The sequence below is a fragment of the Castellaniella sp. FW104-7C03 genome, from assembly GCF_040276085.1.
GTDB lineage: Bacteria > Pseudomonadota > Gammaproteobacteria > Burkholderiales > Burkholderiaceae_B > Castellaniella.
In genome coordinates this window covers 125,546-145,488 of record NZ_JBELOK010000009.1, presented here as the reverse complement: position 1 = coordinate 145,488, position 19,943 = coordinate 125,546, and the positions used below count along the sequence as shown (strand labels likewise).

Here is a 19,943-nt window from a genome sequence, read left to right as displayed (position 1 = left end):
GCAGGCCTTTTTTTTAGGGGCTAAAAGCACACACTGTAAATATGCCTACAGTGTGGCTTTTGAGAACACCAGTGTTGCGTTGGTACCGCCAAAGCCAAAGCTGTTGGACAGCGCTGTTTGGATATTTGCGTGGGTGGCAGTTTCGCGCAGGATGTTCATCCCTTCGGCAGCTGCATCAAGGGTATCGATGTTGGCTGATGCGGCCACAAAGCCATGTTTCATCATGAGCAGTGTGTAGACGGCTTCGTTGACGCCCGCAGCGCCCAGCGCATGGCCCGACAAGGACTTGGTGGAGGCAATCAAGGGCTGCTTGTTGCCAAATACAGCCCGAATGGCCTCGAGCTCTTTGACATCGCCCACTGGTGTGCTGGTGCCATGTGTGTTGATGTAGTCGATCGGGCCCTGAACACCTTCGAGGGCCTGGCGCATGCAGCGCTCGGCGCCTTCACCGGATGGTGCCACCATATCGTAGCCGTCGGAGGTTGCGCCATATCCGATGATTTCGGCCAGGATGTTGGCACCCCGTGCCTTGGCGTGTTCGTATTCTTCGACCACGAGAATGCCGCCGCCTCCGGAGATGACGAAGCCGTCGCGATCTGCATCGTAGGTGCGGGAGGCGCGATTAGGGGTGTCGTTGTAGCGTGTGGACAGCGCCCCCATGGCGTCGAACATGAAGGAAAGCGACCAATGTTCTTCTTCGGCACCGCCCGCAAACACGATGTCTTGCTTGCCCAGCTGGATTTGCTCGACCGCATTGCCGATGCAATGCGCGCTGGTGGAGCATGCAGAACTGATCGAGTAGTTGACACCCTTGATCTGGGCACCCGTAGCCAGGCAAGCCGAGACTCCACTGGCCATTGCCTTGGTAACCATGTATGGACCAACACGGCGAACGCCTTTGTCGCGGAGCGTCTGGATGCCCTCGAGAATAGCGGAGTGAGAGGCTCCGCCAGCGCCGACGATAAGGCCTGTGCGCGGATTGGATACCTGGTCGGCAGACAAACCAGCGTCCTGAATGGCCTCTTGCATGGCCAGCCAGGCGTAGGCATGGCCATCAGCCATGAATCGGCTGAGCTTGCGGTCGATCTGACTGAGTGCATCCAGGTGCACGGACCCCGCCACATGGGAACGCAAGCCTTGTTCGGCGTACTCTGGTTGGTAGGTAATACCGGAACGACCGGTGCGTAGGCTGTCGAGAACCTCGGACTGGTTGTTGCCCAGGCTGGATACGATGCCCATGCCGGTGACGACCACACGACGCATAATCGGGCCTCCTAGAAGTTGTCTGTACGGGTGAACAGACCCACCCGCAAATCATGAGCCACATAGATTTCGTGGCCATCGACTTCCATCCGGGCATCTGCGATGCCCATGACGAGCTTGCGCATCATGACGCGTTTCATATCGATGTGATAGCGTACCTGGTGGGCTGTAGGCAATACCTGGCCGGTGAATTTGACTTCACCCACGCCCAGTGCACGACCACGCCCCTGGCCACCACAGCAGCCGAGGAAAAATCCAACCAGTTGCCACATGGCATCCAGGCCCAGGCACCCGGGCATGACAGGGTCTCCCTGGAAATGGCAGCCGAAAAACCAGAGGTCAGGACGGATATCGAGCTCGGCGATGATTTCGCCTTTGCCATGTGAGCCGCCATGATCGTCGATGTGGGCGATTCTGTCGCACATCAACATGGGTGGCAAGGGCAACTGCGCATTGCCCGGGCCAAAAAGTTCTCCGCGCCCGCAAGCCAGCAGTTCTTCGTAGCTGTAGCTGTTTTTTTCCATGATGCCCCGTTTGAAAACCGGTGTGCCAGACGCCCTGAAAAATATCAGAACGCAAGCCTTCTAAGTAAGTAAGCCTAACAGTATAACCCGAGCACTCCGTGCTGTTATCCGGGCCACGGGTGACGGGCAGGGAACCATTGACGAGCCTAGGGTGCGGTGTACCAAACGATGATCGTATCGCGCACGAACACGGGTGGATGGTCGTTTCCCCACCCCAATACCTTGTGTACCAGCCGCCAGGGCCCCGTGGCCGCTTGCCCGTCGAACCGGCCTGTGTTGATGTGTGAGCCTTGCAGCGGTACACACGACCCGCCAGTAAGCCCATGGCAAAGCTGGGTGGAGATCTGCGCCGTGCTGTCAAACCGGCGTGCAGCATACACATGCGTGACCACTGCATTGACGGGCATATTGAGTTGCACGGCTGCGTCTGGCTTGAAGACCACCGATACCGGCTGCCCAACCGTGTGCAAGGCCTCGCTGGTGCGATCCTGCGTCCAGGCAGGGTCGCCAGCCATGGCATGGCCCGAGCCCAGCAAGCAGGCAGCCAAAGTGGCTGCCGCACGATGCGCCCAATGCGGGTGGATTCTGTACAGAGATTTCATGGGGCGAGTATATTGCGGCTCATGTGTATCGCCTATCTTTCTTTGGGTCACCCCGAATGGCCGGTGCTGGTAGCAGCCAATAGAGACGAGTTCCATGCGCGTCCCACCCGTGCCGCTGGGCCCTGGCCCGGACATCCGGAGCTGCTTGCAGGCCAGGACCTGCAAGCAGGGGGTACTTGGCTGGGGTGTGCCGCGGGTGGCCGTTACGCTTTGCTGACCAATTACCGTGAGCCTGGCACTCCCGCGCCAGACAACGCCATTTCCCGTGGCGTGCTGGTGCGCGATTTTTTGCTGGGCAAGCAGGCGCCCGAGGCCTATGGCCAAGAGATTTTGACGCACCGGCAGCGGTGGGCAGGTTTTAATCTGATCATCGGCGACCTTGCCAGCAGCTGGTATCTCAGCAACAGGGATGCTGTTGCGGGCCCTCACCGGATTGCGCCTGGTACCCATGTCTTGTCCAACCACTTGCTGGATACTGCCTGGCCCAAGGTGCGACGCTTGCAGGGCGCGCTGGATGTCTGGCCCGCAGAGCAATGGGCCACAGCGCCTGAAGAGGTTTTTGTTCGTCTGTATGACGTCACCCAGGCGTCGCCCACGCAATTGCCTGCCACCGGCCTGAGCCAGCAAATGGAGCAACTGCTGAGCAGTCCGTTTATCGTCAGCCCCGAATATGGCACGCGCTGCTCCAGCGTGATTGCCATCCATGCAAGTGGCGCTACGGTGCTGTGCGAGCAAAGCTATGATCCGGCCGGCCAGGCAACAGATCGGCACGACTGGCGTTTGCCTCGTTAAAATGGCTTTTTTATTAATTCACAGGACACTCTCATGAGCTCTGGCCTTGCAAGCCAAATTACGGAATCCGTCAAATCTGCCATGCGCGCGCACGATTCCGTACGATTGGGGACGTTGCGCCTGCTGCAGGCAGCGATCAAGCAAAAAATGGTAGATGAACGCATTGAGCCCGATGATGCCATGATCATTGCCATCATCGAAAAACAAGCCAAGCAGCGGCGAGAATCCATTGCGGCATTCGACTCTGCTGGCCGTACCGATAGCGCCAACCAAGAGCGCGCTGAACTCGATATCCTGAAAGAGTTTTTGCCTCAGGAAGCCAGCGAAGAAGAAATCTCTGCCGCCATCGAAGCCGCTGTGGCTGTGGTTGCCGGAAAAGGGCTGCAAGGAGGCGCCGCCATGGGTGCCATCATGGGCCAGCTTAAAACCGCACTGACGGGCCGTGCCGATATGTCGGCCGTGTCGGCCAAAGTAAAATCGCGCCTCGCTGCTTAGGCCGTTAAAAGCCTTAAGCCAACGAGAGTGCTTCGGTGCATGGGCGCAAGGTAAGGCCCTCCCGGGCCCGCTCTACCAGGTCCGGGTTACATGCAAATGCCCGGCCAAAGGCCACCGCATCACCCTCGCGGGCTTGCATGGCCTGCTGGGCAGAAAGCAGGTCGTACCCTTCATTGAGAATCAAGGCGCCACTGAACGCATGACGAATCGTCGGGGTTAGTGCGTCGCTGCCGGGGCGTTCGCGTATGCAGACAAATGCAGCCCGGCGGCTGCCCAACGCTTGACCTACATGGCGATACAGGGCAACCGGGTTGGAGTCCTGCATATCGTGGCGATCTCCACGGGGAGATAAATGAACGCCTACCCTCCCCGCACCCCAGACACCGATGCAGGTGTCCACGATCTGAAGCAGGAAACGGCTGCGGTTAATCAGGGAACCGCCGTATTCGTCCTGCCTGCAGTTGGAACCGTCATGCAAGAACTGATCGATCAGGTAGCCGTCTCCTGCATGGATCTCAACACCGTCAAACTCTGCCTGGCGGGCATATCGGGCAGCCTGGTCAAAATCGGCCACGATACGCTGGATCTCGCTGATGTGCAGGCTGCGGGGTACGACGTAATTTGGACAGGGCTCTGTGTGTTCTGCCTCTGGATCCTGACCACGGCACGGAATGGCACTGGGCGCCACAGGCATTTCTCCAGACAGGTACTCGGGATCCGATACCCTGCCGGCGTGCCATAGCCGTAAAAATATTCGCCCGCCGCGCTCATGCACGGCCTGGGTTACCCGGCGCCACCCTTGTACCTGGGCGGAATTCCAGATCCCGGGCATGTCGGGATAGCCGATACCCAGCGGTGAGACCGAGGCGGCTTCAGTAACGATTAAACCTGCGCTGGCGCGTTGCGCATAATAGGTGCGCAATATGTCATTGGGTACCCGCCCCTGTGCGGGCCGAATGCGGGCAGACGGCGCCATGACGATGCGATTGCGAAGCAACACATCGCCCAACTGCAGTGGATCAAGCAAACTTGTCATATCATGCGATTTGTACGACGAGACCAGAGTCGCGACACAGTTTGCTGCAACGCACCATCCGGACATCAAAAGCTTTTAAAAATCTATCAGGGTTTTTACCAGATTTTTGCAATAATGGCTATCCCGGTGATCTGTCACAATAACTCAAGCACCGCTCATCAGCAGGAGACCCATGGGACAATTTGCCGTTATTGGATTAGGGCTGTTTGGTGCAGCCACATCCCTCGAGCTCATGCGCCTGGGGCATTCTGTTCTGGGAATCGACCAGGACAGCAAGGTGGTCGACCTCCAGGCCGACAAACTTACCCGCGCGGCCATTGCCGATGTCACCGACCGTAATGCCTTGGCCGAGCTGGGCCTCGAACAATATGATGTCGTGCTGGTCGCCATCGGGGCTGACCTCCAGGCCAGTCTGGTGTGTACTGTGCACCTGAAATCCCTGGGGGTACACGAAGTCTGGGTCAAGGCCACCTCTCGTGCGCACCACCTGATCCTGACCAAGCTGGGCGTCAGTCGGGTGATTCATCCCGAAGAAGAAATGGGTATCCGGATTGCCCAAGTGCTCAGCTATCCCATGGTCAACGACTACATCGCCCTGGGTAACGGTGATTTTGTGGTTGAGCTCGAAGCCAGCGAGCATCTGAATGGCCGAACCCTGGGTGATGCCCTGACCACAGACCCTCCCGACCAAATCCATGCTTTGCTGGTCAAGCGCAAGGGCGAAACAACGCTCGAGCCACCAGAGCAGTTCACGCTTCGTACCAAAGATACGCTGATCCTCTTTGGGCCATTGCAGCAGCTTAAGCTGGCTGCGCCCAAGTTGCGCTGAGGCTGCTTTCTTATATGGCACGCTTTACTATCCATCCCTTTCGGGCGTACCAGCGTGCACGACACACCGGGCAGCTGCAAGCCAGCCCACCGGCGGTGCTGGCTGGCAGTTTTTTGGTGTTGATCCTGCTGGGTACGGGTCTGCTGCTCCTGCCGGCAGCACAGGCGCGGCCTATCAGTTTCTTTCAGGCCTTGTTCACAGCAGTGTCTTCTGTCACGGTCACTGGCTTGACGGTGATCGATCTCGCAACAGATCTCACAGTACTGGGGCAAGGCATTGTGCTGGTTCTCGTTCAGATTGGCGGGATCGGGTTTGTCACCTTCGCCATTGTGGCGTCACTGACGCTAGGCAAGCGGCTAAGTTTGCGCTATCAGGCGTTGGCACTCGAGGCGTTCAACCAGACCAGTGTGTCGCGTATTGGCCATACCGCGGCAACGGTCATCAAATTTACGCTGGCGATCGAGGCGGCAGCCATCCTGATTCTTACTCTATGGTGGTGGCGCAACGATTCACTGGCCCATGCGTTTCCGATGGCAGTTTTCCATGCCGTGTCGGCATTCAATAACGCCGGTATCACGCTGTTTTCCGACAGCCTCGAGCGCTTTGTGAGTGATCCTGTCACCACATTCGTGATAACCGGCTGCATTATTCTGGGCGGTATTGGCTTTAGTGTATTGGCTGATATTTATCAGAAGCGTGCGTGGCAATCACTTGCGTATTACACCCGCATCATGCTGATTGCCACGCTGGTGCTCAACCTCAGTGCATGGGCCCTGTTTTGGCTGATCGAATCCCAAAATGCAGCCACACTGGGAGGTATGCCGCTGGCGAGCCAGGGGCTGGCTGCCTGGACACAAGTGGTCGGGGCGCGCACAGCGGGCTTTGCCAGCATGGATGTCAGTCAGCTCCATGACAGTACACGCTTTCTACTGGTGCTCCTGATGTTTATCGGTGGTGGATCCTTGTCCACTGCCAGCGGCATCAAGCTGGGCACTTTTATCATTCTTATTGCAGTGGTGCGTGCCTATGTGCTGCAGCGCAAAGAAATCGTACTGATGCATCGGCGGATTGCCCCGGAAGCCGTGCATAAGGCGCTGGCCTTGCTCATGGTATCGGGCAGCCTGGTGTGTATCGGGGTCTTTTTGCTCAGTCTGCTCGACCATCAGCCCTTTATGATGATTTTGATGGAAGTGATGGCAGCCTTTAGCACCACGGGCCTTAGTCCTGATTTCACCCGTACGCTAAGCCTGCCAGGCCAGATGCTTTTGATCGTGCTGATGTTTGTCGGACGAGTGGGGCCCCTGACGCTGGTCTATAGCCTGGGCACTCGGAAAAACAGCCGCGTCCGCTATCCAGAAGGCACTATCCAGATTGGTTGATCCCACACCTGCAACAAAGCGGGGCTGGCCTTGATGTACTACTATTGCGGTTTCCGAAACCCGTCAAAAAAGGATGCTGTCCATGGTGACCTCCATTGCACGAAAGGCGCTGCTGTGCGCCGCGCTGGGCCTTGCCGGCCTGGCCACTGCTGCCTCGGCAGCCACCCTGAAAATCGGCACCGAAGGCGGGTATCCGCCCTGGAGCATGGTCGATGCTCAAGGCAAGGTCACCGGCTTTGATGCTGATGTCGGGCACGCACTGTGCAAGAAGCTGGACATGAAATGCCGTTTTGTGGTGCAAGCTTTCGACAGCCTGATCCCCGCTCTTGAAGCCGAGCGCTTTGATCTGGTGATTTCGGGCATGTCCGTTACGGCCGAGCGCTCTAAGGTGATTTCCTTCAGCATTCCCTACGCCACCGAAGACTCTGCATTTGTCCTGCCCGCAGGCAGCCCCCTGTTAAAGGCGGCAGACCAGAAAACGTTGTTGCAAGGCTTGGCCGGCAAGACGGTGGGCGTGCAAAGTGGCACTACTCAGGGGGCATTTTTGCAAAAATATGCACCCGACCTGAAACTGAAAACGTATGAAACGCAAGACCAGATGCAGATGGATCTTTCTGCGGGTCGGCTGGATGCGACGTTCTCCGAGGTTACCCCTCAAAGCCAGTTTCTCAGCACCAGTGGCAAAGACAAATTTGCTCTGGCCGATTACGTTGTCAAAAGCAGTGCTGATCCCGATATTTTGGGCCTGGGCATCGGCGCGGGCATCAACAAGAAAAACACCGAGCTCAAAACCAAGGTCGACAAAGCCTTGTGCGAGCTGATCCAGGATGGCACCCTAAAGACGTCCAGCCAGAAATGGTTTGGTGTCGATCTGTCCAACTACGCCGCCTGCAAGTAAGCTTTTGTCTTGTTGCTTCCGCCTTGGGCTTGTCGCGCACCGGCTGTGTGACGGCCCAAGGCCGGTTTTCTTTTTTGGCACCCAATGCCAAGGTGCCTGAAGTTCCATCCAAGGCCACCGTGCCTGCCATTTCATGAATGCTTCCCTGACCGAGATCCTGAGCGCTGGCTGGGGCACCATGCTGTTGCGCGGTGCCGGTATGACAGTGTTCATCAGTGTGTGCGGGATCATGCTGGGACTGGCCATCGGCATCTCCGGCGCGGCACTGAAATCCGGAGGCCACTGGTTGGCGCGCAGCCTGATCAGCCTGTATACCCTGCTGGTACGTAGCGTCCCCGAGCTTCTGATCATTTATCTGCTTTTTTTTGGTACGGTGCAGTCCGCTGCCGATCTGGCTGATTGGCTCGAGTGGGACGACCTGATGAGCAAGGTTTTTCCCATACTGGTGGGGATTCTTGCCATTGGCCTGATCTCCGGCTCATATAGCGTTGAGGTATTCCGCGGGGCATTCAAAGCCATCGACAGCGGTCAGATCGAAGCAGCCCGTGCCATTGGCATGAGCCGCCCCCAGGTATTGCGGCGCATTACTTTGCCTCAGTTGTTTTGGTATGCGCTGCCGGGTGCCAACAATGTGTGGCAAAACGCCCTCAAGGACACGGCCTTGATCTCTCTGGTGGGCCTGGTCGAACTCATGCGGGCGGCCGTGTTGGGTTCTGCCGCCACTCGGGCGCCGCTTACCTTATATTTGCTGGCAGGAATCCTCTACTTTCTGATCGGTGCATGCAGTCAGGCCATTTTTGTCTGGGCTGAGCGCCACTTTGGGCGCGGCATGCAAGGAGCCCGCAGATGATTGAACTCATGCAGAAAGCATTTCCTGTTCTCATCGACGGGTTTTGGATCACTCTGCGGATTGGTTTGTTCTCAATTGTGTTTGCTTCTTTGCTGGGCCTGGGCAGCGCCCTGATGCGCAGTGCAAACAATCGCCTGGTGGCTGGCATCGCTTTTTTTTACAGCACTATATTTCGCGGCACACCACTGTTAATCCAATTGTTTCTGCTGTACTACGGCATTGGCACACTTGGCTTTGTGCATGATCAACCCTGGTTATGGTGGCTTTTCAGCGATGGGGCACGTTGTGCCATCCTGGCGATCAGTCTCAATAGTGGTGCTTATATGGGCGAAGCCATCCGCGGCGGCTTGCAATCTGTAGCCAGCGGGCAGATTGATGCTGCGGTATCGTGTGGCATGACCCGTCTTCAGGTGTTTCGTCGCATCCGGTTTCCCTTGGCAATCCGCCAGGCGTTTCCCGCCTACAGCAACGAACTGGTTCTGGCCATCAAAGGCACCAGCCTGGCTTCCACGATTGCTGTGATGGAACTCACGGGAATGGCGCGGCGTCTGATGAGCCAAAGCTACCTGATTGTCGAAACCTTTGTTATCGCGGGCCTGCTGTACTTGATGATCAACGTTACCCTGCTGGGATGCGCGTGGTTGTTCGAGCGCAGCCTCAAACTTCAGGTGAGGTCTTCATGATGCGATATTGCTTTCGATCCGGCACAACCGTTTGTGTGGTGATGGCGGGATGCTTGGCGGCACCCCTTGCCGCAGTTGCCAGCGGCACTGCCGTGGTGCAGACACGGCAGGATACGGCCACGTTGTCGTGGCAAACTGACGGTCCTGTGCGCCTGGGGCGTCAAGGCCAGAAGGACTACGTTGTCGTGCGTGACGGCAAACCGTACACAGTTACATACAAGATGGGCGGCCCCGTGGTGATGGAAATGGGGGGGCTGGTGCAAGGCCTCAGCGCACTGACGCAGTCACAAGGCCAATACACACTGCCCGATCACGTCAATTCGGTGCGTGATCTGCATAAAGTCGAGACCATCGCAGGTATTCAGGGGCACGTATATCAGCTGAACTACACTGACACACAGGGCAAGGCGCATGTCACCGATGCTGTATTAACGGATCAGGTGGCCGTTGTTGACATGAGCACGACCTACCTGCACACCTTGCAGGCCCTGATGAGCTCGGACAGTGCCCAGCGGCTAGCCAGCGCCCTGCCCGCGCAGCGTCGCGGCATTTTGCGCATTGGGCAGGATTTCACCTTGCAATCAATTTCCACGCAAACGCCGCCGGCCAGCCAGTTTGCGCTGCCGGCAAAGCCCACCAATTTGCAAAACCTGCTTGAGGGGCTGCAAGGTCTGACAGGACTGCAAAAGCACTAAGATGCCAGATACACATGCAGCGCCCATCCACCGGGTTCCGGCCTTCGTTACTGTTGGCCTGGCATTGATCATGACATCGGTGGATTCGACAATCGTCGCCACCGTTTTGCATGAATTGCAACAAGGCCTGGATACCTCCATTAACTGGGCTGGCTGGACACTCACCGCATTTGCGTTTGGTTTCGTGCTGATGCTGCCCGTTGCCGGCAAGCTTAGCGAGCGTCTGGGCCGCCGGCGTGTATTTCTCATTTCAATCAGCGTGTTTACGGTAGCGTCGCTGCTGTGCGGCCTCACCAGCAATATCGCAGTCCTGATTGTGTTGCGCGTCCTGCAGGCGGCCGGCGGGGCCGGCATCACTCCTTCCGCCACAGGCATTGTTGTTGATTACTTTGGTAATAGCCGCGATCGGGCGGTGAGTCTGTTTGGCAGCATTTTCCCCATTGGGGCCATGATCGGGCCCATTTTTGGTGGGCTGTTTGTCACCTACTGGAACTGGCGCGGCGTATTTTTTGTCAATGTGCCCATTGGCCTGCTAATACTGTGGATGACCCTGCGATATATCCCGCCAGACCCACCCCGAAGCCAGCGCCCTGACGCTCGAATGGATTACCCGGGCATTGCCTATATTGGCGTGTGTTTGCTGGCAGGCATGCTGGCTGCCAGTTTTCTGGGAGAACACAATGTTCCGTTTGGTTCACCACGCATTTTGATCCCGGCAGTGCTGGCCTTGTTGGCTGGCTGGCTGTTTTTCTGGCATATCCGTCGCAGTGATCATCCTTTTATTGCGCCTCCACTGATTTACGGGCCTGGCTTTGGGGTGGTGAATCTGATCAACGTGCTCTACGGCGGCATCACGATCGGTGCGGTGGCGCTGATTCCCCTATATGCCACCAACCGGTATGGCTTGAGTGCCCTGCAAGCCGGCTCTTTGCTGGTCTCTCAAGGCGTGGCGGCTATTGCGTTCTCACTGGCATGCACGATGGCTATCCGCCGTACCGGATATCGCGTTCCTTTGTATATTGGCGCCAGCCTGATCGGCCTGGGGATGCTGCTGGTGGCTTTGCCGCCCTGGTTTGGCCTGTCACCTTTTACCTGGTTGATGGCCGTCACATTTTTGCTGGGGATGGGTACCGGCACGGTGAACCCCGCCAGTAGAAACGCTGGCTTGCAGTTGGCGCCAAAATCCGCAGCCATGCTGGCAGCCATCAGAACGCTGTCTATTCAGGTAGGCACCATCACTTTTATTTCGATTGTCACCATGGTGCTGTCCGTATCCTCCGACCCCGGCATCAGCCAGGCCTGGCTCTATGGCTTCTGGGCAGTGCTGGTGGCGGCATCAATGCGGCTTATTGCGTCGGTGCCCGAGCACCATGGTGCCTGGTAAGCGCTGTTTTTTACAGCTTACCTTGAAGCATTGACGTCGTGCTTTACCCCTGCTCAAGTAGGCATACTCGTGCCTATACTGCGTCGGGCTGGCATCATATCGACTTTCTCCTCTTTTGTGGTTTGCACCATGAGACACCCTCTTTCAGTTGCCCGCCTGGCGCTGTCCGCCGCCGCATTGACGTGCGCCCTGGCGCCTGCACAGGCGGCCGGCATTTCAGATAACGTTATCCGCATCGGCTTCATTACCGACATGTCGGGTGTCTATGCCGATGGAGACGGGCCCGGAGGCGCACATGCCATCCGTATGGCTATCGCGGACGCTGGTGGCCAGATAAATGGCCACCCTGTCGAGCTTTTGGTAGCTGATAGTCGCAACAAGGCGGATGTGTCCTCTGCCCTGGCCCGCGACTGGTTTGATAACCAGAAACTGGATTTGCTGATTGGCGGAACAAGCTCTGCCGCCAGCCTGGCGATGTCTGCGGTGGCCGCCGAAAAGAAAAAGCCTTTCATCACCTCCGGGGCAGGCTCTTCGGCCTTCACCAACGACCAATGCAACCCCTATACCATTCAGTACACATATTCCACGCGTGGCCTGGCCCGCGGGACAGGTGCGGCGGTGGTTCGCGAGGGTGGATCCTCCTGGTTTTTCCTCACCACCGATTACACCTTTGGCCATGAGCTCGAGCACGATACGGCTGCCGTGGTCAAAGCCTCGGGTGGAACCGTGTTGGGGTCGGTCCGTACACCACTGGGCACCCCGGATTTCTCCTCGTTTTTGTTGCAAGCACAAAACTCCGGAGCCAAAGTCCTGGCCTTGGCAAATGCCACGGCAGATTTTGTCAATTCCTTAAAAACAGCCGTCGAGTTTGGCCTGACCCGTACCATGATTCCGGTGGGGCTGACTGCTACTTTGCTGGACATCCACGCGCTGGGCCTGGAGGTTACCCAGGGTATGTATTTCACGGTGCCGTGGTACTGGAACAAAAATCCGGACTCTGAAGCGTGGTCGAAGCGCTACCTGAAGGATATCGGGCGCATGCCCACCTATGGCCAGGCCGGTGATTACTCCGCAGCCACAAGCTATCTCAAGGCGGTGAGCCAAGCAGGCACCGATGACGCCGACACCATCATGGCATGGCTCAAATCGCATCCCGTAAACGACTTTTTTGTTGATCATGGGGTCATCCGCGCCGATGGTCGGATGATGAACGACATGACACTGCTGCAGGTGAAAACTCCGGCCGAGAGTACCGGCCCCTGGGATCTTCATAAAGTGGCGGCAGTCATTCCCGCCGAAACCGCTTATGGTACGCTGGACGAGTCCACCTGCCCGATGCTGAAAACAGCCATCAAAGCGCAATAAAGGCTGGGTCGACGCGCCATCATGGCCTACCCGGTGATATCGTAAGCAGTCTGCTTCGTGCTTCTCGATATCAAGGTCACTACCATGCTCGCCTACTTTGCCCAGATTCGACACAACGCCCTCCAGATCCAGCCACAGCAAGTATCCACGCCTGCGCCCGGCCCACAGCAATTATTGGTGCGGGTACGTGCAGCAGGCTTGAACCGCGGTGAAATCCTGGCACTGCGTCAATCTGCATCTCGGCAACCCAAGCCTTTGGGTGCCGAGGCTGCGGGTGAGATCCTGCAACTGGGCCCGGATTGCGCTGGATTCAATCCGGGCGACCGGGTGATGGGGCGCTGTCATGGGGCCTTTGCCGATGCTGTCCTGATGGATGTTCAGGATGCCATGAAGGTACCCGACACCTTGTCCTGGGTGCAGGCAGGCGCCCTGCCGATCAGCACGCAGGTGGTACACGATATGTTGATTGGCCAAGGGCACCTTGCTGCGGGTGAGTGGCTGCTGATTACCGGTGTGGCATCTGGTGTAGGCGTAGCGGCATTGCAACTGGCCAAATCACTGGGTGCCCGTGTAATCGGTACGTCAGGATCCTCAGACAAATTGGCGGCTCTCCAACCCCTAGGGCTTGATCTCGGGATCGCCACGCGCCGCACTGATTTTGATGACACCGTGCTGGCCGCCACCGACGGCCAGGGCGTCAACCTGGTGGTCAATATTGTAGGGGCCTCGATGCTGCCCACCTGCATACGTGCACTGGCGTTTCAGGGCCGCCTGGCGATGGTGGGGTATATGGATGACGAGCACGAGGCCACGCTGGACATCCGCGCGGTACATAGCCAGCGGCTGCACCTGTTTGGGGTGTCCAGCAAGCGTCTCAGCCCATCTCAACGGCATCGTATTGTCCAGGGGGTCGTCGACGATATCCTGCCCCGGATGGCCGATCCGGCCATGCAGCCACTCATCGACCGTGTCTACCCCATGTCCCAACTGGCCGAAGCCCTGGAGCGTATGGAAGCCAACGCCCAGGTAGGCAAAATCGTGATACGTGGTCTGGATTAAAAAGAGTCCTGCACCAACGGCGTCATTGCTGCTGAGCAGTGACGTCCTTTTGCATGCGCTGAACATCTGCGGGCCAGGTGCTCTTGATGTAGGTTAGTACCGCGACGATCTGGTTGTCGTTTAGCACGCCGCCAAAGGCCGGCATATCGCTTTGATAACCTGGCGGTGCCGTACGCCCGGGCACCAGGCCATGTTTAACGAGATCGAACAGCACAGCGTCGGGATGGTGCCAGGTGTGCCCCGTCTGATCGTGTGGTGGCGCAGGCAATCGCCCGTTGGCCATGCGCTCGCGCCAGCTTGGCTGGCCTTGCAACATTGCGCCATGGCAAGCTGCACAGCTGCTAGTGTAGATCGCTTGACCCTGGACGATCAGATCTTGATCTGTGGCATTGATCAGCGTTTTGTGTGACGCCCCGCCGGCAAGAAATACGTAGGCGCCAATACCCACGCCGGCAACAACAATTGCAGCCGTGGCCCATACTTTGGAAAAACGTGTCATTGGCACGAATCATCACCTGCCGTGTTAAGAGTTGGGGCACAAGCTTAATGCTTACCATAGTGGGAAGGTCAAGGCACGGCCCCAATCATTCAACCTGCTTAAAACGTCAGTTCGCACGCTCCACCAACGCACGCCTGGCTGGCCAACTGATCCGCATCCGTGTAGCGAGGCTCACCTAACCTTTGGGCAAAATCGATAGGTACCAGGGTATTGAGTATGCTGTGCCATTTGTGCAAGTTATGGCAATCTTTCAGGCAAAACGAAGTTTGCAGAATATCGCCACCAAAGTAGTTGTGCGCAAATTTCTCAAAGCGGCGCACCCAATCGCGTTTCAGCAAATCGCTGGCATTATCGGACAGCGTCAGGCCCTGCCCAAGGGCAGTGTCGCAGGCCAGCCAGATATTATCGTTAAAGGCGTGCAGTCCATCGACGATCAGCCCTGAGGCGAACATGGCCCCCTGGCCGTAACGGGCCGTGATCTGTTCAGCTGTATGGATTTGCGTAAACGGGGCTTGTGGGTAGGCCCGATCGCCATGCTGCGCCAGTAGCGACACACCCGCAAACCACTGGCGATTATCAAACAAATATTGTTCAAGCTGGTCCCAGTCGTCTACGGTGACGGTATTGGACACGTTATGCCGCAAGCCCGGTTCTCGGCAGAGTGCTGGATCGGTGCCCTGGGCAACCCAGCTGCGCTGTACCTTTTTTACGTATTCCAGCTGCTGTATGCCCAGTAGTTGATCTTTGAATAAAGAGCCCACCTTGGGGATCATGGGAAACGCTACGACGATATCCTGTTGATTCCAGACGGATGCCTCGCACATTGTGGGGTTTTCTTGCTGCAGCAGCCGGGCCACTTCGTCCATGCTGTTCATCTGCACATGCCGCAGGTAGCGTGGTGCGTGTTCGCCATGAATACCCGAGGCCGTGCCCAACAACACCGAAGCGTTGCCGCTGGGCTTGACGCAGGTGGTGCGGGCCGCAGGCCGTATCCCCAACAGGCCCGCAACCTGCCGGTTGGTGGCGCGTACCAGGTCGGCGCCTTCGCGCAGCAGGTCTTCATCAAACAACACCTTGGGGTTGTTCATCCAGCCTGTGATGGAGACCCCGATCAGGGCCTCGCGTTCGGTGATCTGGCACGAGGCATCGTCCAGGTAGTGGAAATCGGTATATCCAGCTTGCAGGGTACCCAAGACGGACGCAGCATGGCACGCCTGCAGAAAGACCTCGCGTGTGGTGCAAGCGGCGCCGTTGATTTCAGACAGGTTGCAGAACTGAAAGCCGGAGCGGCCATCCTCTGCTACCGGATACAAGCCGATTTCCACGCAGGGGTTAAAGCCAAAATCCAGGTTATCGGTAAATACAAAGCCAGGTTCGCCGTAATCACGCACCGAGCGCATGATGCGTGCCCACTCGGCCCGGGTGAGTTGGTCGCGCTGGATAATGACCGAATTATTGCTGCGTCCGCGCTGTGGATTATCCACGTACCAGTTGCCTGTTTTAGCCGCCAGCATGGCTTCGTCGTTTTTATCAAACAGGCAGATGGTGGCGGAACGCCGCACTCCGCCAGACAACACCGCATCGGCCATGTGCATGACAAAGTCGTACACCACAATGGGAGACAGCACTTGTTGCCCTTGAGCCAGTACGCCTTCAATCAGGGCTTCGCAGCGCTCCAGCGCCCGGCGAAGGCCGTCTGGCCCTGGTGCCTTGAAGCCGCCGCTGATCATCGAGCCTGCCGGGCGGATACGGCTGTAATCAAAGTGCACCGGCGCCCCCTGATAATCAGGAAACGCCCCACTCCGGACAAAATACGAAGACAGCAGGACACCAAAGGCATCGGCCCAGCCCTCGATGCAATCCGGAATCTGAAAAATACGGGCTTGGCCGGCCGCACGTGCAGCGATGGGTGGCAATTTTTGGACGTGCCGAGGTTGCACCGAAAAACCAACACCGCAGCCGCACAGCAGCAAGTACATGGCTTCCTGGAAAAACGCGGGCCGGTCTGCGTAGGAAAAACTGCAGTTGTACATCTTGGCTTCGTGCTTGCGAATCTGCTCGCCGCCAAATTGCAGGGCACGCTGCGCGCCTAGTACAAGTTGGTTTTCGTAGGCGCTCTGGGCCTGTGCCATCAGTGCAGAGAGTTCTGGCGTCAGGCGATGTGCGTACTTCTCTTTGTGCATGCGCATCACCCGCTCAATGGCCCTGGGCCAGGTTTCGTAGGCGTTATGGGCTTCATCCCAGCGGGCATAACCCATGAAGAATTTACTTTGGGCCAGCATCTGCTGGCCGATGTCTGGCGATACGGGTTTGATTTGCATGGATGGTCGCTCTTTTAAGTGGGCGTGAGAAGACCGCAGAGGCAGACCAAAATGGCTGCGATGACTGCGACATGACGCTTGGTTTGTTTCTGCTTATTAATACTATATATTGTGCATTATTTATTTTTTAATACAACATATAGTATTTTTGCCGAGCAAACATATCCTTAACATACGTTAAGAATACGGTATTAAAAAGTGTGTTTGGCAGTGTGGATATGTCTTTTGTGCCGTACGCCATGCTCGGCTGTCAGCCCTGCTCGCTGGACCAGCATCTGATGTTCCAATACGGGTCAGTTCGGCATATTTAGCCTTTAATACAGCGCTATAAACGTACAGCTGTGGTGTTTGGGCCTCAGTTGCTTCTGGGCCCCAGCACAATAAGGCTTACACCGACCAGGATTGTTAATACGCCCGCCAGATCCCAGCGATCTGGCCGTTGGCCCTCTACAAGCCACAACCAGCAAAGAGCAATCGCCACATACACCCCACCGTATGCTGCGTAGGTACGTCCCGCTGCAGTTGGGTGCAGTGTCAGCAGCCATACAAACAGCGCGAGTGAAACGGCTGCAGGTACTAGCAAAAACGCTGAGCGTCCTTGTCTGATTACCAGCCAGGGAAGATAGCAGCCAACAATTTCGGCGACAGCGGTTACCGCAAATAGCGAGACTACTCTGAAAAAGCCAAGTGAGGGTTCCATAGCTCGGGATTGTGCACCATCTAAGGAGAATGATGATGCTGATGGTGAATGTCCGGGTAATGCGGATGACGGTGCGTGATGGGCCTATGCTGATGCAGGTGGGTGTGGGGTTCCGTGCCGTCCCAGGGAAAGTCGTGTTGATGCTGGTGGTGCTCATCATGCACATGCGGATGGCTATGCACCAGTGCGTCGTGCGTGTGCATGTGGTCGTGGCGCTCAGTGAGGTGCAACCAGACACCAACTGCCATCAACAGGGCGGCAGCCCAGAATATGATGGAGGTTGCTTCACCATAGCCGATGATGGCGATGACAGCGCCCACGAAGGGCGCCGTAGAGAAATAGGCTCCTGTGCGTGCAGAGCCCAGGCCACGCAGCGCCAGCACGAAAAGCACGAGGCTCACGCCATACCCCGCCAGGCCCAGTCCCATGGATTCGGCCGCCAGTGGCCATGCGGGCAGAGAGTAGCCCAGGGCCAACGCAATGGCAGTATTGGTGGCACCAGCCACCAACCCCTTGGTGCCGGCCAGAAACAGTGCATCTGTCGCCGACACCTTGCGAGTCAGGTTGTTGTCCAATGCCCAGCACAGGCAGGCAGCCGCCACCGCAAGATTGCCCAGCGCACTGCCGGATGCAAGCCCCCCACCCTGCGGGACTGCCAGAGAAAGGCCGCCTGCAACAATGAGACACATGCCAAGAATGATACGTTGATCGGTATGTTCGTGAAACACGATCCAGGCGAGTACGGCTGTGAGGACAGCTTCCAGATTAAGAAGCAAAGAGGCCTGCGCAGCAGAGGTGTAACTTAGCCCCACCATCAGGAGGACTGGACCGAGAATCCCTCCAAAGACAATGGCGCACGCAAGCCAGAGCCATTCTGGCCCGCTCAGGTGGGGTATATCAAGCCTGCGTGATTTCGCCAGGCGAAACACCCACAGGCCGATGCCACTGCCGAGATAAAGCAAGCCCGCAAGCATGACGGGTGGCATATCGCCTACGAGCTGCTTGGCAAACGGTGTGCTGGCACCAAACAGGGCCGCGGCTGCAAGTGCCGCGCCTGCTGAGCGGGTCAGGTTCATGGCGTGGCCAGCGTCAAAACAGGCTGTGACTGCATTACCTTTCCTCAACTTTAGCCAAATCTGCCACTGGTTTGTGGCCGTGACCGCACACTGCATGTCACAGGTACCTTGGGCAGATCAAAACCCGGGCGTGTGTCCCCATAACCGTAAAAGCTACCTGCATTTTACAAGCCAACTGCGTTCAACAAGCAGCCACGCGCAAACCATGTGGGCTGCACATTGTCGATGACGTGCCTGTACGGCCTCAGGCCACCAGGATTCTCCTTAAATACCCCGTATTTCAGGTTGACGTCAGGATTGCCAACAGCTAATCTACGTGCGAACGATTTCTATTCAGCAAAAATATCTGGTGGCTGTTCAGCCGCCTCGCCTCCCACTTACCAAGGATATGTCGATGAAATCTCTCGCTCTACGAGCTGCCGCTGTTGTCTTGGCGTCCACCTTTGCCGCCCCAGCGGCTTTGGCGGCACAAGAGGTCAATCTCTACACCACGCGAGAACCGGCTTTGATCCAGCCGTTGCTGGACGCCTTCACCAAAGACAGTGGGATAGAAGTCCGGACAATCTTCATCAAGTCTGGTTTGCTGGAACGCGTGCGCTCTGAAGGCGAGCGGTCCCCCGCCGATGTGCTCATGACTGTCGATATCGGGAATGTGCTGGATCTGGTTGGCGCCGGTGTGACCCAGCCCGTGCACTCAAAGGCCCTGGAAGAAGTCATACCGGCCAACCTGCGTGGCAAGGATGGCCAGTGGTTTACGCTTTCCCTGCGGGACCGAGTGCTTTACGCAGACAAAAACCTGCCGCTGACAACTTTCACCTACGAAGAACTGGCTGATCCGAAATGGAAAGGCAAGGTTTGCATCCGCTCGGGGCAGCACCCTTACAATACCGCGCTGATCGCCGCAATGATTGCTCACAACGGGCCTCAGGCTACGGAGACCTGGCTTGAAGGTGTCAAACAGAATCTCGCCCGCAAAGCAGCTGGGGGCGATCGTAACGTTGCCAGGGATATCCTGGGCGGCATCTGCGACATTGGTATCGCCAATGCATATTACGTCGGCCGGATGAAAAACGATAAGCCCGGCTCGGAAGGTCGCGCCTGGGGGGATGCCATCAAAGTTGTGCGCCCAACCTTCGCCAGCAATGCTGATGGCGGCACCCACGTCAACATCAGCGGCGCTTCGCTCGCCAAGAACTCACCTAACCGTGGCAACGCAGTGCGCTTTCTGGAGTACCTCATCTCGCCCGAAGCCCAGGCGATCTATGCCAATGCAAACTACGAGTACCCTGTGCGTGCCGGCGTAAAAGTAGACCCCGTCATGGCCGCGTTGGGGCCTCTGAAGGCTGACTCGCTGGACCTGGTTGAAATTGCCAAGCATCGCAAACAGGCAAGTGAGCTGGTGGATAAAGTCGGCTTCGACAACTAAGGTTTTACAATTGAGTGTGCCGAATCGGATCCATGGGTTCGATTCGGTCTAAGTATTTTTATATGGC

The 19,943-nt window shown here is 57.2% G+C and carries 20 protein-coding genes; 12 read left to right on the top strand and 8 right to left on the bottom strand.

All coding sequences use genetic code 11. The features are described from left to right. Window positions 1-45: 45 nt before the first annotated feature. The 3 genes from fabB to ABS758_RS12075 form a co-directional block, all read right to left on the bottom strand. On the bottom strand, window positions 46-1,263 hold the full coding sequence (gene fabB / locus ABS758_RS12085; RefSeq protein ID WP_350382879.1) for a beta-ketoacyl-ACP synthase I: 1,218 nt from the start codon (window positions 1,261-1,263) through the stop codon (window positions 46-48). Window positions 1,264-1,274: 11 nt separating this feature from the next. Then, on the bottom strand, window positions 1,275-1,787 hold the full coding sequence (gene fabA / locus ABS758_RS12080; RefSeq protein WP_417250857.1) for a 3-hydroxyacyl-[acyl-carrier-protein] dehydratase FabA: 513 nt from the start codon (window positions 1,785-1,787) through the stop codon (window positions 1,275-1,277). Between the two features lie 146 nt (window positions 1,788-1,933). Beyond that, window positions 1,934-2,389, bottom strand: coding sequence for a hypothetical protein (locus ABS758_RS12075; RefSeq protein ID WP_350382880.1), 456 nt, complete (start codon window positions 2,387-2,389; stop codon window positions 1,934-1,936). Between the two features lie 21 nt (window positions 2,390-2,410). On the opposite strand from ABS758_RS12075, the gene ABS758_RS12070 reads away from it, so the two are divergent. Together ABS758_RS12070 and ABS758_RS12065 are read left to right on the top strand one after the other, a co-directional pair. Further along, window positions 2,411-3,181 (top strand): NRDE family protein, encoded by a 771-nt coding sequence (locus ABS758_RS12070; RefSeq protein ID WP_350382881.1) that lies wholly within the window; start codon window positions 2,411-2,413, stop codon window positions 3,179-3,181. A 33-nt stretch (window positions 3,182-3,214) separates the two neighbouring features. Further along, window positions 3,215-3,676, top strand: coding sequence for a GatB/YqeY domain-containing protein (locus tag ABS758_RS12065; RefSeq protein ID WP_350382882.1), 462 nt, complete (start codon window positions 3,215-3,217; stop codon window positions 3,674-3,676). 13 nt (window positions 3,677-3,689) lie between these two features. On the opposite strand, the gene ABS758_RS12060 is transcribed toward ABS758_RS12065, so the two are convergent. Beyond that, window positions 3,690-4,712, bottom strand: coding sequence for an alkene reductase (locus tag ABS758_RS12060; protein WP_350382884.1), 1,023 nt, complete (start codon window positions 4,710-4,712; stop codon window positions 3,690-3,692). 172 nt (window positions 4,713-4,884) lie between these two features. On the opposite strand from ABS758_RS12060, the gene ABS758_RS12055 reads away from it, so the two are divergent. The 9 genes from ABS758_RS12055 (at window position 4,885) to ABS758_RS12015 (ending at window position 13,854) form a co-directional block, all read left to right on the top strand. After that, window positions 4,885-5,541 (top strand): potassium channel family protein, encoded by a 657-nt coding sequence (locus tag ABS758_RS12055; RefSeq protein WP_350382885.1) that lies wholly within the window; start codon window positions 4,885-4,887, stop codon window positions 5,539-5,541. Between the two features lie 14 nt (window positions 5,542-5,555). Next, window positions 5,556-6,920, top strand: coding sequence for a TrkH family potassium uptake protein (locus ABS758_RS12050; RefSeq protein WP_350382886.1), 1,365 nt, complete (start codon window positions 5,556-5,558; stop codon window positions 6,918-6,920). An 82-nt stretch (window positions 6,921-7,002) separates the two neighbouring features. Next, window positions 7,003-7,818 carry a transporter substrate-binding domain-containing protein gene (locus ABS758_RS12045; RefSeq protein ID WP_350382887.1) on the top strand — a complete coding sequence of 272 codons (816 nt, stop codon included), beginning with the start codon at window positions 7,003-7,005 and terminating at the stop codon, window positions 7,816-7,818. 133 nt (window positions 7,819-7,951) lie between these two features. After that, window positions 7,952-8,668: an ABC transporter permease gene (locus ABS758_RS12040; RefSeq protein WP_350382889.1), complete on the top strand. Its 717-nt coding sequence runs from the start codon at window positions 7,952-7,954 to the stop codon at window positions 8,666-8,668. A 32-nt stretch (window positions 8,669-8,700) separates the two neighbouring features. Beyond that, window positions 8,701-9,351 carry an ABC transporter permease gene (locus ABS758_RS12035; protein WP_492329364.1) on the top strand — a complete coding sequence of 217 codons (651 nt, stop codon included), beginning with the start codon at window positions 8,701-8,703 and terminating at the stop codon, window positions 9,349-9,351. Continuing rightward, window positions 9,348-10,046 (top strand): hypothetical protein, encoded by a 699-nt coding sequence (locus tag ABS758_RS12030; protein WP_350382893.1) that lies wholly within the window; start codon window positions 9,348-9,350, stop codon window positions 10,044-10,046. The genes ABS758_RS12035 and ABS758_RS12030 overlap by 4 nt, the downstream gene beginning before the upstream one ends. 1 nt (window position 10,047) lies before the next feature. Beyond that, entirely contained in the window at window positions 10,048-11,430 is a 1,383-nt protein-coding gene (locus tag ABS758_RS12025) for an MFS transporter (RefSeq protein WP_350382894.1), read from the top strand. A gap of 129 nt (window positions 11,431-11,559) precedes the next feature. Next, on the top strand, window positions 11,560-12,795 hold the full coding sequence (locus tag ABS758_RS12020) for an ABC transporter substrate-binding protein (protein ID WP_350382895.1): 1,236 nt from the start codon (window positions 11,560-11,562) through the stop codon (window positions 12,793-12,795). Window positions 12,796-12,852: 57 nt separating this feature from the next. Then, the gene (locus ABS758_RS12015; protein WP_350382897.1) at window positions 12,853-13,854 is read left to right on the top strand and encodes a zinc-binding dehydrogenase; all 1,002 of its coding nucleotides are present in this window, start codon (window positions 12,853-12,855) and stop codon (window positions 13,852-13,854) included. A gap of 22 nt (window positions 13,855-13,876) precedes the next feature. Here ABS758_RS12015 and ABS758_RS12010 read toward each other — a convergent pair whose 3' ends face one another. The 4 genes from ABS758_RS12010 to ABS758_RS11995 form a co-directional block, all read right to left on the bottom strand. Further along, window positions 13,877-14,353 (bottom strand): c-type cytochrome, encoded by a 477-nt coding sequence (locus tag ABS758_RS12010; RefSeq protein WP_350382899.1) that lies wholly within the window; start codon window positions 14,351-14,353, stop codon window positions 13,877-13,879. A gap of 98 nt (window positions 14,354-14,451) precedes the next feature. After that, the gene (locus ABS758_RS12005) at window positions 14,452-16,674 is read right to left on the bottom strand and encodes a glycyl radical enzyme family protein (RefSeq protein ID WP_350382900.1); all 2,223 of its coding nucleotides are present in this window, start codon (window positions 16,672-16,674) and stop codon (window positions 14,452-14,454) included. Between the two features lie 355 nt (window positions 16,675-17,029). Further along, entirely contained in the window at window positions 17,030-17,374 is a 345-nt protein-coding gene (locus ABS758_RS12000) for a YnfA family protein (RefSeq protein WP_350382902.1), read from the bottom strand. Between the two features lie 20 nt (window positions 17,375-17,394). After that, on the bottom strand, window positions 17,395-18,450 hold the full coding sequence (locus ABS758_RS11995; protein ID WP_350382904.1) for a DMT family transporter: 1,056 nt from the start codon (window positions 18,448-18,450) through the stop codon (window positions 17,395-17,397). A 388-nt stretch (window positions 18,451-18,838) separates the two neighbouring features. Here ABS758_RS11995 and ABS758_RS11990 point away from each other — a divergent pair, with 388 nt between their 5' ends. Continuing rightward, window positions 18,839-19,876, top strand: a complete 1,038-nt coding sequence (locus ABS758_RS11990) for a Fe(3+) ABC transporter substrate-binding protein (RefSeq protein WP_350383064.1) — start codon at window positions 18,839-18,841, stop codon at window positions 19,874-19,876. The last annotated feature ends 67 nt before the right edge of the window (window positions 19,877-19,943 follow it).